The following is a 17,809-nucleotide window of genomic DNA, read 5'->3' as shown; positions in this document are numbered from 1 at the left end:
AGGTCGAATTCCGGGTTACCGGAATTCTGACCGGTTGCGGCAGGCGGTTTTCCACCGGAAAACCTGCCGGAAGCAACTCGGTAGCAAAACCAAAGAGGGCCGCCCCAAAAGGGCGGCCTTTTCCGTTCCCCTCCGACGGAAAAGTTGCATCTTTCCTGCCCATCGGCTTGCCGCTAGTCTGACGCCATCTCGCGTCAAACGGCCAAGGAGCAAACAAATTTTTCGCACCGGTCTCCTGTTCCTGCTGACCGTTCTGCCGGGTTTGCCACAAGCGAAGCCGCTGATCACCAATTCGCAGGCAACCTACGCCTCGATGTGCATCGACAACGACGAACCGGCCGAACGGCTCATCCAGATCTGTGAACGCGCCCTTCAGTCCGCCGGCGCCTCTCGTGGCCAGGTTCTCAAGATGATGGGTAATCTTGCCTGGGCGCATTACGATCTGGACCACGTGGAACCGGCCCGCAGGATCTTTGACCAGATGCTTGCGATCGACCGGCATCATCAGGATGCGCTTTATGGGCGCGGCACGCTGGCTTTTGTGTCCGATGACTACGACGCGTCCATCGCCTATCACGAACGGGCGTTGGCACAGGGTCCGACCGGCCACATCCTGTCCGGATTGGCGGCCTCTAGGTACCGAGCCGACCGGATCGATCTCGATGAATTCCTCCGGCAGATGGAGATCGCTCTCGCGCTTTCACCCAACTATCGCTGGGCGCTGCGGGAAGTGGGCTGGACCCTCGACGCCAATGGTGATCAGGCCCGCGCCCGGGATTATTTCGAACGCGCCCTGGCGCTGGCCGAGGACGATGCCAACGCGCTTTACGGCATGGCGACGGTTCTGCGGACCACGGGCGAGGCGGAACAGGCCCTGATCCATACCAACAAGGCGCTGGCGGAGGCGCCGCAGGACTACGATATCCGGTCGCTGCGCGCGCTGCTCTTGCGTGAGCTGAAACGGCCAAAGCAATCGCTCAAGGATGCCGAACAGCTGATCGCGCAAGACCCCGACCGAGGGGCCGGATACGTGCGCAAGGCGCAAGCGATGAGCGCGCTGGGGCAGGGCGGGACCGCGATCAACCTCTTGCGGGGCCATGTCACCCGCCATCCAAGGGACGGGTTCGCCCTCTATTGGCTGGGCTCGTACCTGTTCGACGAAGAGGAGCATGACGAGGCGCGACAGCGAATGACCGTTGCCGCGGGCCTCGACAGTGCCGATGAGTCGGACTTCAGGTTGCTTGCCCGGATCGAACTTGCCCTTGGAAACGTCACCGATGCCCGCCGGGCGATGGACCGGGCGCTGGCGGTAGATCCCGTGTCGCAATGGTCGCTCTACAACAATGCTTTGGTTCTGGTTGCCGAACACCGGTTCGAAGAGGCCGAGGCAGAATTCGACCGTACGGTGTCCTCGGGCCTTTCTGCCAGCGAACTTTCCGGTTTTCTCGCGGCGCTGGTCGCGCAGTCCCGGTTCATGCAGGCCATTCAGATGCGGGTCCGCTACGCGGACCGGCGCGCCGCACAGGAGGCGGAAGGCGACTGATCGCATGCGCCCGCGAAACTTGCCACCGGGCCGGGGTCGTTTCGTCGGAATTCTCAAAATCCGGAAACCAACGGCAAATTTCCCGGAGAATGTGATTCAAATCACAGGCAATTCGTTTACCTTGGGTCAACATGGGGCCACGTCCGTTCACAGGGAGTGAGACGAATGCCGCTTCTCAACACGAAACGAGTTGCCTGGATCCTTCAGGCCATTCTTGAGCCCATCGCACAGTGCACAAGGATGCAGCGTCGTGTGAATCGTTTCCACTAGGATCATCAAGGCAAAGGGGGTGGCGCAGGACCTCTCCGGCAGGCGCGGCCTCGGCTCAGGACCCCGCCGCGCGCGGCGGGGTCCAGGGTGTCCGCCCGACCATCCTATCGGCCTCGGCGGTGATCTCGTTCATATGATCTTCCAGACTCTGCCGCAGGGCTTCCACCTCGCCTTCCGATGCCTTGCGTGGCACCGGATCGGTCCATTCGCGGCACAGGAAAACGCCTTCGTTGCACCAGGGGCGCGGCAGCAGCAGGCGGTCCCAGCTGCCCAGCTCGCGCCCGTGCCGGACCGAATAGGTGATCCCGAACACCCGCTTGCCCGAGGCGCGCGCCCAGACCAGCGGCACCGTCGAAGACACCCGCTCGGGTCCCCGCGGCCCATCCGCCGCGATGCCGATTGAAATGCCCTGCTTCATCAGCCCCAGAACCTCGCGCGACAGGGCCACGTGACGCTTGTGGCTGGACATCGCGATGGTGTCCATGCCGAACAGTTTCTGTACCCGGCCCACCATGCTGCCGGCCCGCGCCGCCGAGGTGATCGAGCAGATCCGCCCCTTGTCCAGCGGAAAGAAATAAGGCGACTGCGCCAGCCGCTGGTGCCAGAGCACCACGATCACCGGTTCGCCCGCCGCCGCCAGCTGGTCGAGTTCCTCGTAGCCGATCCTTTGCCAGCGCGTCTTGCGATGCACCATCCGGATATAAGACGCAATCCGCCGCGCGGCCCAGTTCAGCACGGCTTCGCTATCGGCGATCTTCTTGCGCAGGCTCATCTTACCCCCTTTGTTCCCGGTGCCGACCGTCATACCCGACCAAACGTCTCGCGCAACGGCTTTGTCCCGGTCTTTTTCCCCGAGGGCCGTGAAAAAGGGTCTTGAGTCCGCCGCACGCCTGACATATCTCCGACGCCACGATAGGGGTATAGCTCAGCTGGTAGAGCGACGGTCTCCAAAACCGTAGGTCGCGGGTTCGAACCCTGCTGCCCCTGCCACTCTCCAACACAGTTTTGCAGAAGCTGCACGCCGCCCACCGGTGGACGAGTCAGTGTCTTGCGTATCAATTCGACCCGGATAACATTTATTTGAGTTACACGATGACAGGCCCCCTGTGGCCTGATATCGTTCATTAGAATTATCGAATATGTTTGCGCGTATCATGATCGTGGGGGAGCATGATTGTTGCGGTCTGGCTTGGTTTTCTGTCGTTTGTTTGTGGTGACCAAGGAGGTCATGACACAGGGTCGCTGTGCCGCGTTCCAGACCAACAGGTCCCGGTCATGACCAAGCGCACCGCCGCCGAGGACAAGGCCCGAAGCGAAGAAACCGGCCTGCAACTGGACCAGCCGACCCGCCAGCGCGTCGAAGAGACCCTGACCCGTCTGGGGTATGATGCCGGTCCGGCCGATGGCGTGTTCGACGACCGGACACGCGCGGCGATCCGGGGCTTCCAGAAAGAATGGCACTTTGCCGAAACGGGCTACCTGGACGAGGTTACCTTCGTCCGGCTGCTCGCGATCGGAATCTACTGATGCCACCGGTCGTCGGGGCACAGGGACTAACCAGTTCGGGCGAAAGGGGCCCGGTTGTTCAAGAAAGCTTATTGCAAGAGGGGAAACAATATGCCTGACGATTTTGCAGCCGGTATCGGCACCAGTGGCGCGATTGCGATCGGCGGATCAGCCACCGGACGGATCGAGGAATCCGGGGACCAGGACTGGTTCGCCACCGATCTTGTCGGCGGGCACACCTACCGGATATCGCTGGATAACACCGGCACCACCTCTGGACTCAGGGATCCCTATTTCAGGGGCATCTACAACAGCTCCGGCGCGCTCCTGGCGGGCACCACCAACGATGACGGCGGTCCCGGCCTGAACAGCCTGCTCGAGTTCACCGCGCCCAGCACGGGCCGCTACTTCTTGTCGGCGGGCGCCTTCTCGACCAATACCGGCGACTATGTCATGCGGATCGAAGACATCGGCGCGCTTGACGATTTCCCGGACAATTCCACGACCGGCGGTTTCGTATTCCCCGGAGAAACGGCAACAGGCGAGATCGAAGAGGCGTCGGACCAGGACTGGTTCCGCACCGAGCTTCAGGCCGGGCGGACCTACCGGATCGAGGTGCGCGGCAACCCGACATCGGACGGCACCCTGAGCGATCCTTACCTGCGCGGCATCTTCGATGCCGATGGCAATGCCATTCCCGGGACCACCAACGATGATGGCGGCGCCGGCCTGAACAGCCTGCTTGAATTCACACCAACAACCTCGGGTATCTTCTTCGTTTCGGCGGGGGCCTATTCGTCACATACCGGCACCTACCAGGTGGCCGTCACCGATCTGGGCAGCCTTGACGACCACCCCGATGGCGTGGGTACAACCGGAGAGGTCGCCGTTGACGGATCGGTCACAGGCGAGATCGAGGAAGGCGGCGACATCGACTGGTTCCGCGTCACGCTCGAGGCCGGTCACGAATACACCATCGAGCTGCGCGGCAACCCGACATCGGACGGCACCCTGGGCGACCCCTACCTGCGCGGCGTGTTCGACGCCGACGGCAACTCGATTGCCGGAACCACCAATGATGACGGTGGCACCGGGCTGAACAGCCTGCTGACCTTCACCGCCACGACCGGCGGCACCTTCTTCATCGCGGCAGGCGCTTATGGCGGATCGACGGGCACCTATACCCTGGCCGTCCAGGACGAAGGCAGCGCCGACGACTTCGGCTCCGACACCGCGACGGCGGGCAGCATCCCCTCCAGCGGCGTTGTCACCGGCGAAATCAACGAGGCCAACGATACCGACTGGTTCGGCATCGACATGGTGGCCGGCCATACCTATCGCATCGCCCTGAACGGTGCCTATGGCGGCGGCGGCACCCTGTCCGACCCGTACCTGCGCGGCATCCATGATTCCAGCGGCACCCTGATCCCCGGCACCACCAATGACGATGGCGGCGGTGGTCTGGACAGCCTGCTCGAATTCACGCCCGCCAGCTCGGGCCGTTACTTCATCGCGGCGGGGGCCTTCTCGACACATACCGGCACCTACACGCTTCAGGTCGAGGATCTCGGGGCCGCGGACGACTTCTCGGACGATACCGGCACCACCGGCGCGGCCGTCGTCGATGGCTCGGTCACCGGCGCGATCGAGACCGGCGGCGACCACGACTGGTTCCGCGTCAACCTGACGGCGGGCACCACCTATAACATCGATCTCGAAGGCGCGCCGACCGGCAAGGGCACCCTGCCCGACACGCTTCTCTACGGGTTGCGCGACGCGTCCGGGAACCTGATTCCCGGCACCACCAATGACGATGGCGGTACCGGCTTGAACAGCCATGTCGAGTTCACCGCTGCCTCGTCCGGCATCTACTATGTCGACGTCGGTGCCTATGGCGCGAACGAGGGCACCTATACCCTGTCGATCGCGGCGGAACGGACCGTCACCGATGACTTCTCGGCGGGCACCGATACCACCGGCAGCGTCTCTGTAGGGGGCAGCAGGACAGGCAATATCGAGGCCCCGAGCGATCAGGACTGGTTCCGTGTCTCGCTGGTGGCCGGGCACACCTATCAGGTCGATCTCGAAGGCAGCCCCACCTCGGGCGGCACCCTGTCCGACCCATATTTCCGGGGGCTCTACAATTCGTCGGGCGCGCTGGTTTCGGGCACCACCAACGATGACGGCGGCACCGGGCTGAACAGCCAGATCACCTTTACCGCCGACAGCACCGGTACCTTTTTCCTTGCGGCCGGGGCTTACGGGTCCAACACCGGCACTTACAAGATCTCGCTCGCCGATCTCGGTGCCGCCGACGACTTCGCCGGCGACACCAGCACCACCGGCAGCGCGCCGGTGGGTGGCGCGGTCACCGGTAACATCGAATCCGCTGGCGACCAGGACTGGTTCCGCGTCAACCTGACGGAGGGCAATACCTACCAGATCGACCTCGAAGGCTCGGCCACAACCTCGGAAACGCTGCGCGATCCGCTGCTGGCCGGGGTGTTCGACGGCGCGGGTAACCTGATCTCGGGCACCCGCAACGACGATGGCGGCACCGGCCTGAACAGCCTGGTCGAGTTCACGCCAACGACGACCGGCAGCTTCTTCATCGGTGCCTCGGCCTATGGGTCGAATACCGGGACCTACAAGCTGTCGGTCACCCAGACCAGCACCGGCGGCACCGGCGGACCGGCGGATGACTTTAGCGAAACCACCGCGACGGCGGGCCGGGTTACGGTCGGCGGCTCGTCCACCGGCAATATCGAGACCATCGGCGACAACGACTGGTTCTCTGTCACCCTGAATGCCGGGCAGACCTATACCATCGACCTCGAAGGCACCGCCACCGGCGGCGGCACGCTGGCCGACCCCTATATCCGGGGCATCTTCAATGCTTCCGGCGCGGCGATCCCCGGCGCCTTCAACGACGATGGCGGCACCGGTCGCAACGCCCAGCTGGAGTTCACGCCAACGACGACCGGCACCTATTTCATTTCCGCCGGCGCCTATTCGGGAACCGGGACCTACAAGGTCTCGGTCAGCGGAGCGGCCACAACACCGCCGCCGACGTCGGGCTTCGACATCGACATCGTGTTCTCTGGTGACGAACGCTATCGTTCGGTCTTCGAGAACGCGGCGGCCACATGGGAAGCCGTGATCACCGGCGATCTGCCGGATGTGAACGATCCCCGCTTCGGCATCGTCGACGATCTCCGCATCGACGCCTCCGTGGTCGCCATCGACGGACCGGGCCGCATCCTCGGCCAGGCCGGGCCGCGCGATCTGCGGGCGGGCTCCGGTCTGACCTATAACGGCATGATGCAGTTCGACTCCGCCGACCTTGCCGGGATGGAGGCCAAGGGCATCCTGCAAGACGTGATCGAACACGAGATGGGCCATGTGCTTGGGCTTGGCACCCTGTGGCAGCGGATGGGCCTGAAGAGCGGCTTCACCTACAACGGCACCAATGCCATCCGCGAGTTCAGCGCCCTGACCGGCCGAACCGAGACGAGCGTTCCGCTGGAAAACACCGGCGGTCCCGGCACTGCGGGCGGACACTGGCTGGAATCCCTGTTCCGGACCGAGCTGATGACCGGCTACGCCGAAAACGCTCCGCCGATGCCGCTCAGCCGGCTGACCATCGCCTCGCTCCAGGACATGGGCTATGTCGTGAACTATGCCGCGGCTGAGCCCTATTCGCTGCCGACCGGCGGCGCGGCGGTTCTGGCGGGCGGCGAAAGCGATGAGACGCCGACACCCTCGGTGGTGTCGTCGGGCATCGCGGCGGTCATCGACCCCGATGGTTTCAGCGGCCAGCGCTATGTCAATTTGCAGGACAAGCCCTTGTCGATCACGGCAACGCCGGATCCGGTCAAGCTTGACGGCCGTGTCACCTCGGCCAGCGAAACCACGGTGCTGTTCTTCGAAACCACGACCGGCAGCGACTATCTTGTCGAATTGACCGGCAATTTCGACAAGAACAACCCGACCAACGGGGGCGACGTCAAGGGCACGCTGACGCAACTGACGCTGTTCGCCTCGGGGGCGCCGGTGGCGCGCTACACGTTCGATACGCCGGTCGATGTCGAAACCGCGCTGAACGAGTGGCGTGACTTCGATCTGTCCGGCGACAACCTGCTCGAAAACCGCTCGGCCACGGCCGAAAACGACCTGATCAACGGGCTTGCGGGCGATGATTTCATCATCGGCGGTCTTGGCGACGACACGATGGATGGCGGCGAGGGGACCGACACGGTCGGGTTCGACGTCGATGTCGATGACGTCACGGTCACCCGCTCTGGCGACACGTTCACCATCGTCTCGTCGCAGGGCAGCGATCAGGCCACCGGGTTCGAATCCTTCCAGTTCGCGGATCACAGCCTGACGCTGGCCGAGATGACGGCTCTGGCGGATGGCGGTTCGGCGGGCAGGTCGCTGACCGGCACGCCCGAAGCGGATGTTCTGCAGGGCGGCTCCGGCGACGATACGATCACAGGCCTCGACGGCAACGACCGCCTCTTGGGCGAGGCGGGCAATGACAGCCTCGATGGCGGTCTGGGTGCAGACACGCTCAACGGCGGCGATGGGAATGACATCATCATCGGCGGCCCGGGCGAGGGCGACCTGCGCGACGTGATCTTTGCCGGTGAAGGTAATGACAGCGTCGATGCGGGCGCCGGCAATGACCTCATCTTCGGCCAGGGCGGCAATGACACCATCGCAGGCGGCTTTGGCGTTGACGAGATCCAGGGCCAGGACGGCGACGACGTGATCACCGGCTCGGCGTTCAGTGACCTCGTGTTCGGCGGCGCGGGCAACGATTTTGTCAATGGCGGCTTTGGCCATGACCGGATCAACGGTGGCACCGGGGCGGACAAGTTCTTCCATGTCGGCGTCGAGGGTCACGGCTCGGACTGGGTGCAGGATTACAGTTCCGCCGAGGGCGATGTCCTCCTGTTCGGAAACACCGCCGCGACCCGCGCTGACTTCCAGGTCAACTTTGCCCATACCGCGAATGCCGAAGGCGAGCGGTCCGGCGATGACGACGTGATGGAGGCCTTTGTCATCTACCGGCCCACCGAACAGATCATGTGGGCGCTTGTGGACGGCCAAGGGCAGGACAGCATCAACCTGCAAATTGGCGCAGACGTGTTCGATCTGCTAACCTGATCCACCATGGGGCGGCGTCGCCGCATGCGGCGGCGCCCCTTCGGACCGGGATCAACAGCAACCGGGTCTTGGCCCCAGAGTTAAGGAGTGACAGTTCTCAGGAGCACCAGGCATGACAAAACGCCTCTTTTTCATCGCCGACAATGGTGAAACTGGGCGCGAACCCTATGTGACCGATGGCACCACGATCCAGTCGCTGGGCGACATCAACCCGGGCGCGGCGGGGTCCAATCCCGGCGGCTCGAATATCGGGCACGCGCTGTCGTTCGGAAACTCGGTCCTCTTCGTGGCGGATGACGGGGTGCACGGGGCCGAGTTCTGGACCACCGACGGCACGCCCGAGGGCACCCGCCTGCTGGTCGATTTTGTGCCGGGCGAGTTGCAGCCCGATATCCGCGGTCCGGTTCTGGCCGGGGGCCGCGTCTGGTTCAACGGCGGCACGCCGGAAACCGGACTGGAACTTCACGTGACCGATGGCACCGCCGCGGGCACCCGGCTGGTCGCCGATCTGAACGCGGGCACGGGCGATACCGGCACCAGCGGCTATACCGAAGTCAACGGTCATGTCCTGTTCCGGGCCTATCTGCCTCCGGTGGGCGAGTCGCTCTGGGTGACCGATGGCACCTCGGGCGGCACCCGGATGCTGGCGGCGATCGGCAATCACCCGGGCGAAGGCGCGATCCTGAACGATGTCCTCTATTTCATGGGCGACGACCCGGCGACCGGCAACGAGTTGTGGCGCACGAACGGGACAGAGGATGGAACCTTTCTGGTGGCCGATATCTTTCCGGGCGACAGGTCCTCGTTCCCGCTGGATCTCGTCACCGTCGTAGACCGGGTGCTGTTCAGCGCCCGTGACGACGAACACGGGACCGAGCTTTGGGCCTCGGACGGCACCGGCGCGGGCACCTTTATGGTGCGCGACATCAATCCCGGCCTCAGCGGCTAGCTCATGTCGCCCTTCGGGCAGTTGCCCGACCGGGTGGTGTTCACTGCCCATGACGGCGATGGCCGGGGGCTTTGGGTGTCGGACGGCACCTTTGGTGGCACGACCCGGATCGCGACCATGGATGGCAATGTGCAGTTCCCCTCCTTCGCCCCGGTGGGTGACGGCAGCCGCCTTGTGTTCCGCACCCGCGACGACCTCTGGGTGACAGACGGCACCAGCGGCGGAACAATGCAGATCGCTTCGGGTCTGGATGTGTCCGACACGCTGACGCAGGTCGGCCCGCATGTCTATTTCGCCGCCGATGACGGCGTACATGGAAACGAGCTCTGGATCACCGATGGCACGTCCGCGGGCACGCGCATGGTCCAGGACATGACCCCGGGGGCGGGGGATACCCGCCTTGACCGGTTCACCGTCCTCGATACCATCGACACTCCCCCTCCCGACGGGTTCATCGATGCGACCGAGGCCGAAGAGGTCCATGACCTCGGCGCGCCCGGCGTCACCGGCGTGCGCGGCAGGGCCAGCGACCTGGACGGTGACCGGCTGACAGGCTGGGATCTCACAGACTATGCGTCGTCGTTCATATTGTTCGAAATCGTTTTTGAGTCCGACTTTGTTTCGATCTCTTTGATCACGTACCTCAGTTCGGCGTCGTTGTCGCTCGACACCGATCTCGATGGCGCTTTCGACACCGAAATCTCGTTCGAGGGCGATTTCTCCGGCGTCGACCTGCACTTTGCCGTCGAGGACGGCAACACCACGATCACCACGGTCCCCGGTGCGGCGCTGACACCGCTGACCCTTGTGGGCGATGCCGACGACAACCTGCTCACGGGCCGCGACGGCAACGATACGGTGCGCGGCCTGGATGGCGCCGACCGGCTGCTTGGAAATGGCGGCAATGACAGTCTCGACGGCGGTCTGGGTGCGGACACGCTCAATGGCGGCGACGGGAATGACACGATCCTAGGCGGCCCGTCCGAGGATGACCTGCGCGACGTGATCTTTGCCGGCGAAGGCAATGACAGCGTCGATGCGGGCGCGGGCAATGACCTCATCTTCGGCCAGGGCGGCAATGACACCATCGCCGGTGGCGCGGGTGTGGACGAGATCCAGGGCCAGGATGGCGACGATGTGATCACCGGGTCGAGCTTCTCCGATCTGGTCTTCGGCGGCGCGGGAGACGATTTCGTCAATGGCGGCTTTGGCCATGACCGGATCAACGGCGGCGACGGCGCCGACAAGTTCTTCCATGTCGGCGTCGAGGGTCACGGCTCGGACTGGGTGCAGGATTACAGTTCCGCCGAGGGCGACGTGCTCCTGTTCGGCAATGCCTCGGCCACGCGTAGCCAGTTTCAGGTGAACTTTGCGCACACGGAAAACGCCGAGGGCGAACGCGCCGGTGACGATGCGGTGCAGGAGGCCTTCGTCATCTACCGCCCCACGGGCCAGATCATGTGGGCGCTGGTCGATGGCGCGGGGCAGGACAGCATCAACCTGCAAATCGGGGCGGAGACATTTGACCTTCTGGGCTGAACGACACGGTTGCAAACGTCAATTCTCTATGAAAAGCTGAATTTAGAAACATAAGACGACGGCAAGATCAATTTCAGTTTTCCATTCGAAATTCAGTCAGTTAAGAAACCGAATTCCGGTTTTGAAAGAGATGATTTGAGGAAACGGCGGATACCACTCTTGGTCGTTCTTGCATTAGGGTGATCGTTTCTTGACTACATATTCTCTCCCCGGCATAAAAATCATTCGCGACGCGTCCGATGTCATTACCGATGTCATTCGGGTGACGCTCGACCTCTTCGTCAACGAAGGCGGCGCCACAACCCTCAGTTACAGCCTCTCCCCGACATCGTCGGGTGGCATCCTTCCCGCCGCTGACGTCACCTCCAGCGGGATCGTGTCCGCGGTGTTCAGCGACGGGGTCTCGACCGAGGTCACCGATAGTTTCATCGGTCAGATGATCCGCGGCACCGAGGTCACCCAGATCCTCAACTTCACCAACAACACGACCCCCATTCCCGAGAACTACCTGTTCCGCATCGGCGGCGTCGAACTGCCCCCGATCACCACCCCGGCCGAGGCGGCGGCGATCGAGGCGTCGATCACCGGCGGCGGGGCAATCACCACCGGCCCGCTGGCTCCGGGCGCGGTGATCGACATCACCGGCTTTCCCGACATCAGCAGCACCGAAAATGACCGGGTGACTGGGACCGCCGGAAGCGACACCTTCCTGACCGGGGACGGCAATGACCAGATCATCAGCCGGGGCGGCGATGACCTGATCAATCCCGGCGACAACCGCTTGTTCGATGGCGTGGCCGCCGGCGCCGGGACCGACCGGGTGATCCTTTCCGACATGCACAGCGGTTATGTCGAATTTCTCCATTTCGACCTCAACGCGGGCATTGTCGCCAATATCGACGGCGCCGCCAATACGGCAACCATCGACAAGGGCGCCAACGGCACCACCACCATCGTCGATATCGCCACGCCGATGCTTGGCGACGCGCTCAATATAAACGGTGTCGCGCTGTTCGGCACCGCGCATGACGACGTGTTCAACGTCACCGTGGCCGATAACGGCTGGACCCAACTGGATGGCGAAGGCGGCAACGATATCTTCAACATCGGCGCCAGCACCGGCAGTTTCCTCCGCCTGACCTATAGCAATGCGCCCGGTGGCGTGGTGGCCGATCTTGCCGCCCGGACGATCTCGAGCGACGGTTATGGCGGCAGCGATACGATCACCGGCCCCGGACAGGTTCAGGGCCTGCGCAGCTCGATGCATGACGACAGCGTGACCGGCGGCGCCGGGGACGAGAGCTTTATCCTGATGGCGGGCAACGACACCCTGGATGCCGGGGCAGGTGTCGATCAGCTGCGCTATGATCGCACCGGCGTCGGCGCGGTCACGCTCGACCTGGGCGCGGGCACGGCCACCGGCATCTGGCGTGGCGTGGCCTTCCATCACACGATCTCCAATGTCGAGCGGGTGCATGGCTCGCGCGCCGACAATGACAGCCTGATCGGCAAGGATGGTGTCAATGTGGCCTTCAACGGGTTTGGCGGCAACGATACGCTGATCGGACGCGATGGTGACGACAGCCTGCTGGGCGGCGCGGGCGACGACAGCATCGACGGCGGCGCGGGTCAGGACCTCGCCAGCTTTGATGTGGCCAGCACGGGCATCACGGTGATCAAATCCGGCGAGGTCTATACCATCGTCTCGGCCGAGGGCACCGATATGGTCACCAATGTCGAACGCTTCGAATTCACCGATGCTACCCTGAACCTGGCGCAGATGGACGACAAGGCCGGCATCGTCCCGCCTCCGGTGGTCGAGACCGGCGGCGACGGGCCCGATACGATCACCGGCGGCAGCAACGACGACCGGCTGCTGGGCGCCGGGGGTGATGACCTGCTGATCGGCGGCGACGGGGCCGACACGCTCAACGGCGGTGACGGCAACGACACCATCCTGGGCGGCGACAGCAGCGGCGACCTGCGCGATATCGTCTATGCGGGTGGCGGCGACGACAGCGTCGATGGCGGCTATGGCAATGACCTGCTTTTTGGCCAGGACGGCAACGACACCATCGCAGGGGGCTTTGGCGTCGACGAGATCCAGGGCCAGGATGGCAATGACGTCATCACCGGTTCTGCGTTTTCCGACCTCGTCTATGGCGGCGCGGGCGACGATTTTGTCAATGGCGGCTTCGGGCATGACCGCATCAATGGCGGTTCGGGCGCCGACAAGTTCTTCCATGTTGGTGTCGAGGGCCACGGCTCGGACTGGGTGCAGGATTACAACTCGGCCGAAGGGGACATGCTCCTGTTCGGCAATACCGCAGCCACCCGCGCTGACTTCCAGGTCAATTTCGCGCATACCCAGAACGCCGAAGGCGAGCGGGCCGGGGACGACGCTGTACAAGAGGCCTTTGTGATCTATCGCCCCACGGGTCAGATCATGTGGGCGCTGGTCGATGGCGAAGGCCAGTCCAGTATCAACCTGCAAATCGGCAGCGAGGTGTTCGACCTGCTGGCCTGAGCCGGTTTCGACCCGTCGCCGGGACATGTGGCATCGTCAATTCCCCGGAAATGCCGCAGGCATCCCGGGGAATTGGCGTTTCACCTTTTTCGGAAGGGCGATAAAATACAACCGGTGCAGCCCTGCAAGGTAAACCATGAACACGGAAATCCGGATCGAGGCACAGCCGGTCTTTTTCTTTGGCGACACCGGGTACGATCACCTCTACCTCGTGCTGGCAACACCCGATGGCGAAGAGCGTGTGCTGCGCGGCTATCCCGAGGGCGCCCTGGGCACCGGGGCGCTGGTGATCGAGGATTCGGTCGCCATGGCCAGCAGCCGCGATTACCGCCCAATCTCGGACCGGGCGCTTTACGGCAGCCGGGTGCTCGATCTCGACGGTCGCACGGCCGAAGACGTCTGGGACGTCATGCGCCAGCAGGCGCGCGCGATCGAGGCCGCCGAGATCCCCTATAACCTGTTCGAGATCAATTCGAACTCGGTGATCGCTTCCTTGCTGCATGTGGTCGGCATCCCGCTGGCCGACACTCTGCCCTATCCGCCGGTCAGCGAAACGGCCCTGACCGGCCTCGGCTCGATCGTCGACAGTTTCGATTTCGTGCTTACGGGAACGGGCAGCGACGATATCCTGCATGGCGGCGCGCGCAACGACCGCCTGACAGGCGGCGGCGGCGCGGACGTGCTGGGCGGGCGCGCCGGTGGTGATACCCTGACAGGTGGGGATGGGGACGATTTCCTGAACGGCGGCTGGGGCCATGACAGGCTGACGGGCGGCGGTGGGCAGGACCGGTTCTTTCACCACGGCCATGCCGGGCATGGCAGCGACTGGATACAGGACTTTGACCAGGCCGAGGGTGACCGGCTGGTGTTCGGCGGCCCCGCCACCCGCGACCAGTTCCAGGTCAACTTCGCCACCACATCGGGCGCGGGTGACGACGCGACCGCCGAGGCCTTTGTCATCTGGCGCCCGACCGGCCAGATCCTGTGGGCGATTGCCGACGGCGCGGCGCAGGACAGCCTGCTGCTGCGTATCGATGGGCAGGATTACGACCTGCTGGCCTGAGCGGGCGCGTCTGATCCACGTCAATGTTTGCGGCGGCCTGGGGGAGTAAAATGAGACACCAATGGCAAAAGGGGGAAATCCATGGCCACCGCAGCACTTACTTCCGAATTTCTCGAGTTGCTCAACCGGCTGATGACATCGTCGGACCCGCTGGGTGATGTGTTGGGGATTTCACTCGATTCCATCGACGGGCTGACGGCGCTCTCAGGGATCACCGGAGATGCCTTCAGTGTCGTGTCCGCCACCCCCTCACGGGTCGAGGTCTCGCATCCCGGCCCGGATGGCCAGACCTTCACGCTGGTCGTGACCGGCACGGGGATGGGGCCGCTGACCAGTCTCGAAGCCTTCATGACGGCCTTGGGTGACGGTACCGCCACCGGCAGTTTCAGCGGCCTGACCCTGCGCGAGAATGCGACCGAGCTCTTGTCGCTGACCCATTCCTCCGCGGGGCTGGTGGTACGCTCGGGCACGATGGTTCTTACCATCGACGGCAGCCTGCCCAATACCCTGTCGGGCCTGTCCGGCGTGCTGGGTCTTCTGGACGTGCTCGACCCCGAGGCGCTGGCCGAAATGACCGCCGCAGAGCGTGCGGCGCTGATCTCGGGGCTTACCGGCGTCACGCTTGACGGGTTCACGATGGTCGATGGCACCGATACCATCGCCTCTCTCACCATGTCGCCGACCGGCATGTTGCTGACGCTGGCGGGCCTGCGGCTCGAAGCCTCGGCCGCCGTTCCGGCCAGCCTCGGCGCCATGGTCGAGGCGCTGTTCGAGCAGATGGATGGTGGCGCCGACCTGATCACAGCCCTGCTTACCGTGCTGAACCCCTCTGACCTGACGCTGAGCGATGTTACCGGCGCGATCCTTGCCGAGATCGAGGGCAGCCTGGGCGACCTCGGCGATCTGGTTCTGGAAATCGACGGCATTACCCTGCCCGAAGGCACACCGATGCTGTTCAACATCGCGGGCGTCGATGTGGAACTGACCGCGACCGATACCGGCTCGCTGCTGATCGGGACGGCCGGACTGGATCGCCTGATCGGCGGTCTTGGCAACGATACCGTGATCGGGTTGGGCGAAAGCGACTATGCCGCCGGGATGGCGGGCGATGACGACCTGCGCGGCGAGGGCGGCAACGACCGTCTGGTGGGCGACGAGGGCAACGACCGTATCGACGGCGGTCTGGGCGCCGATACGCTCAACGGCGGTGACGGCGACGACACGATCATCGGCGGCCCGGGCGAGGGCGACCTGCGCGACATCATCTACGCGGGTGAAGGCAACGACTCGGTCGATGCGGGCGCCGGCAATGACCTCATCTTCGGTCAGGGCGGCAATGACACCATCGCCGGTGGTTTCGGCGTGGATGAGATCCAGGGTCAGGACGGGGATGACGTCATTACCGGTTCGGCGTTTTCCGATCTGGTGTTCGGCGGCGCCGGGAACGACTTCGTCAACGGTGGCTTCGGCCACGATCGCATCAATGGCGGCACCGGCGCCGACAAGTTCTTCCATGTCGGCGTCGAAGGGCATGGCTCGGACTGGGTGCAGGATTACAATTCGGCCGAAGGTGATGTGCTCCTCTTCGGCAATGCCTCCGCCACGCGTAGCCAGTTCCAGGTGAACTTTGCGCACACCGAAAACGCCGAGGGCGAGCGCGCAGGCGACGATGCGGTGCAGGAGGCCTTCGTCATCTACCGCCCCACGGGCCAGATCATGTGGGCGCTGGTGGATGGCGCGGGGCAGGACAGCATCAACCTGCAAATCGGCAGCGACGTGTTCGATCTGCTGGCCTGATCGGCTGACGTGACGAAACACGGTCAAGGCGCCGATGACAGCCACGCGTCTGTCATCGGTATGACCCATGCCCAGAGCCGCGCGGACCATTTCCAATCCATGGCGAGACCGGGGGTCGCCTGCCGCCTTGCCGACGCGATGCGTCGGCAAGGCGGCAGGCCCCAAGCAACGAAAACGGAGTCTTAAATGACCTTGGAATTCTCTTTTCACGCCCACCTCTACACGGCGCGTTTCAATGACGACTGGAGCGTGACCACGAATACTTACAGCTTTCAGGACATCACGATCACGGTTCCCGAGGCCGAGCCCCGGTTTTTCATACCGGCTGACGGGCAGCTGGACGGGACCGCCTTGGAAGACCATGAAATGCACTATCTCGGTTTGACCGGCAGCCAGTCGGTTTTCCTGGGCAATGACAATCCCGCTTCGATCAGCCGTGTCAGCCATGGTTCAGATCTGACAACCGACATTCTGCAATTCGACATTCACGTCAGGACTTCGGATGGCACGGTGCTTGGCTTTGATACGATCTACATCGCACTTGCAGGGGACCCGTTGCCCGTCTTTGCCACACCCGAAGAGTTCGATGCCTGGCGGACAAGTGCGACAGGTTGGTGGACGGCACCGACATCCGGGCCGTTTGCGGGTGGCGAGACGGCGGGCTGGGCTGATTTCGATATTCCCTCTGAAATCCTGGGAACAGATGGCAACGACCGGCTGGACGGCACCCCTTCGGCCGATACGATCCGCGGCGGTGACGGGTCCGATACCATAAATGGCGGTGATGGCGATGATTTCCTTTTCGGAGGAGATACCGAGGCCGATCTGCGCGATGTCATCTTTGCCGGAGAGGGGAATGACAGTGTCGATGCCGGGTATGGAAACGATCTTGTTTACGGGATGGGCGGCAACGACACCATCGCGGGCGGTTTCGGCGTCGACGAGTTGCAGGGTCAGGACGGTGATGACGTCATCACCGGCTCGGCCTTCTCCGATCTCGTCTATGGCGGCGCGGGGAACGACTTCGTCAACGGTGGCTACGGCCACGATCGCATCAATGGCGGCACCGGCGCCGACAAGTTCTTCCATGTCGGCGTCGAAGGGCATGGCTCGGACTGGGTGCAGGATTACAATGCCGCCGAAGGGGACGTTCTGCTGTTCGGCAACACGACCGCCACCCGTGCCGATTTCCAGGTGAACTTTGCCCATACCGAAAACGCCGAGGGCGAACGCGCGGGCGACGATGCGGTGCAGGAGGCCTTCGTCATCTACCGCCCCACGGGTCAGATCATGTGGGCGCTGGTCGATGGCGCGGGGCAGGAGAGCATCAACCTGCAAATCGGGTCTGATGTCTTCGACCTCTTGGCCTGACGGTCTCGCACAGACAGATTTCCGATAAATCTCCGTCGGGACGCCTCAGGCGTCTCGACCCGCGCTTGTGCC

Annotated in this window: 11 protein-coding genes and 1 tRNA gene; 10 read left to right on the top strand and 2 right to left on the bottom strand. The window is 63.7% G+C overall.

Going from position 1 to position 17,809, the window contains the following annotated elements; genetic code table 11:
* A partial coding sequence (locus OE747_RS08910) for a hypothetical protein (protein ID WP_263828259.1) occupies positions 1 to 505 on the bottom strand: 505 nt, incomplete at its 3' end.
* Between OE747_RS08910 and OE747_RS08905 the strand changes: the two genes are divergently transcribed.
* Positions 482 to 1,543, top strand: a complete 1,062-nt coding sequence (locus OE747_RS08905) for a tetratricopeptide repeat protein (RefSeq protein ID WP_404818306.1) — start codon at positions 482 to 484, stop codon at positions 1,541 to 1,543. The two genes, OE747_RS08910 and OE747_RS08905, sit on opposite strands and share 24 nt — an antisense overlap.
* 325 nt (positions 1,544 to 1,868) lie before the next feature.
* Here the strand turns inward: OE747_RS08905 and OE747_RS08900 are convergent, their stop codons facing one another.
* Positions 1,869 to 2,585, bottom strand: a complete 717-nt coding sequence (locus tag OE747_RS08900; RefSeq protein ID WP_263828249.1) for a lysophospholipid acyltransferase family protein — start codon at positions 2,583 to 2,585, stop codon at positions 1,869 to 1,871.
* Positions 2,586 to 2,727: 142 nt separating this feature from the next.
* Between OE747_RS08900 and OE747_RS08895 the strand changes: the two genes are divergently transcribed.
* From OE747_RS08895 to OE747_RS08855, 9 genes are all read left to right on the top strand, one after another.
* A tRNA-Trp gene (locus tag OE747_RS08895) sits at positions 2,728 to 2,803 on the top strand.
* Between the two features lie 285 nt (positions 2,804 to 3,088).
* Positions 3,089 to 3,340 (top strand): peptidoglycan-binding domain-containing protein, encoded by a 252-nt coding sequence (locus OE747_RS08890; protein ID WP_263828248.1) that lies wholly within the window; start codon positions 3,089 to 3,091, stop codon positions 3,338 to 3,340.
* Between the two features lie 90 nt (positions 3,341 to 3,430).
* Positions 3,431 to 8,491, top strand: a complete 5,061-nt coding sequence (locus tag OE747_RS08885) for a pre-peptidase C-terminal domain-containing protein (RefSeq protein ID WP_263828247.1) — start codon at positions 3,431 to 3,433, stop codon at positions 8,489 to 8,491.
* A 112-nt stretch (positions 8,492 to 8,603) separates the two neighbouring features.
* Entirely contained in the window at positions 8,604 to 9,440 is an 837-nt protein-coding gene (locus OE747_RS08880) for a hypothetical protein (protein WP_263828246.1), read from the top strand.
* Positions 9,441 to 9,443: 3 nt separating this feature from the next.
* Positions 9,444 to 10,979: an ELWxxDGT repeat protein gene (locus OE747_RS08875; protein ID WP_263828245.1), complete on the top strand. Its 1,536-nt coding sequence runs from the start codon at positions 9,444 to 9,446 to the stop codon at positions 10,977 to 10,979.
* Between the two features lie 190 nt (positions 10,980 to 11,169).
* Positions 11,170 to 13,506, top strand: a complete 2,337-nt coding sequence (locus OE747_RS08870; protein WP_263828244.1) for a calcium-binding protein — start codon at positions 11,170 to 11,172, stop codon at positions 13,504 to 13,506.
* Between the two features lie 136 nt (positions 13,507 to 13,642).
* A complete protein-coding gene (locus tag OE747_RS08865) occupies positions 13,643 to 14,569 on the top strand; it encodes a calcium-binding protein (RefSeq protein WP_263828243.1) in 927 nt (308 codons plus the stop codon).
* Between the two features lie 81 nt (positions 14,570 to 14,650).
* Positions 14,651 to 16,366, top strand: coding sequence for a calcium-binding protein (locus tag OE747_RS08860; RefSeq protein ID WP_263828242.1), 1,716 nt, complete (start codon positions 14,651 to 14,653; stop codon positions 16,364 to 16,366).
* A gap of 186 nt (positions 16,367 to 16,552) precedes the next feature.
* Entirely contained in the window at positions 16,553 to 17,737 is a 1,185-nt protein-coding gene (locus OE747_RS08855) for a calcium-binding protein (RefSeq protein ID WP_263828241.1), read from the top strand.
* Positions 17,738 to 17,809: the final 72 nt, after the last annotated feature.

This window comes from Ruegeria aquimaris (assembly GCF_025751555.1).
Classification (GTDB): domain Bacteria; phylum Pseudomonadota; class Alphaproteobacteria; order Rhodobacterales; family Rhodobacteraceae; genus Ruegeria_B; species Ruegeria_B aquimaris.
This window is presented reverse-complemented; position numbering and strand designations above follow the sequence as displayed.